A 1,171-nucleotide genomic window follows, 5' to 3' on the forward strand; every position below is an offset into this window, starting at 1 on the left:
GTTTGCAATTCATGAAAATCCGTGCCGAAAAGAATTCGTTTCAGAGAGAAGAAATGCATTGCCGGAATATCTGGACTTACGGGACTGTAAAAATGGGGATATGGTTACGGTGTTTGGTCAAAGCCAGCCGCTGTCTCTCTACGTACCGTTTGGTAACACGGGAGTTGATGCTTCGGGATTTTATTATGAACCCACTTACTTGCGGATGTATGGCTATGTGGAATTGTATTCTGAGGCGGAGGAAGGGATTACGCTTGAATTGGAGACCTGCGGGGGAATTACGCTATGGATGAATGAAGAACTTGTCACGGATTTTACTCCGTTTACCAGAAACCTTGTGAAGTGCAAAACAGTCTCCGTGCCCTTAATAAAGGGTACAAACCGATTGCTGGTCTGTCTGGACGATTTGGCTGAACGGGACACCGATTTTTATTTTCGGATGAAATCCACGTCGGAACATAGGCTGATGATGAGAATTCCGGCAGACCAGAAGGTGGAACAAACGGTTCTGGACCAGATAGAGGAAAGTCTGAATCAGATGTATTTTGAGAAGGAAGCATACATCAGTGAAGCCGTAAGGCTGCAGATCAGTAACCCGTTTGACAGGCCATTTCCACTGGAGGTGGTGATAACACCGGGTGAATTTATTGAAAAAATGCAGGATTCCTGGAAACTGGTTCTTACTAAAAAATATGAGATGATGCCGGAGCAGAGTACACTGGAACTGCTGAAGGCAGATGAGATTTCACCTGGATACTATTACTTCACGGTGAAAGCCGGTTATCAGGGAATGACTATAGCAAGAAAAATAGGAAACCAGCTGGTCCGCCAGGAATTTCTAAACCACCAGGAGAAGAACTTGGAGGAGCGCAAGGCGTGCATGGCAGAGACCATCTTAAACTATGCTCCGGAGAATACGTATAAAGCGGCGGTCTTATTTTTCACAGGCAGGGAACAGGAACGGGCAGAGGCGATTATTTTGGAAGAATTGGAGGGGGTCCGTAAACGGAAGGATTGCTCGGATTTTCATTTTATCGTCATGATTTTTATCTATCACCGGTTTTATGAGGTTCTTTCGGAGCGTTTGAAACGGGAACTGGAAGAGGCGATGCTCGGTTATCGGTACTGGATTGATGAGCCGGGCGACGATGTCATGTGGTTTTTCAGTGAG

At 45.9% G+C, this 1,171-nt stretch carries 1 pseudogene; it reads left to right on the forward strand.

The window, feature by feature from the left end:
• Positions 1-58: 58 nt before the first annotated feature.
• Positions 59-1,171, forward strand: a pseudogene (locus HMPREF9473_RS25805) (hypothetical protein); the annotation flags it as partial.

Source organism: Hungatella hathewayi WAL-18680, assembly GCF_000235505.1.
GTDB lineage: Bacteria > Bacillota > Clostridia > Lachnospirales > Lachnospiraceae > Hungatella_A > Hungatella_A hathewayi_A.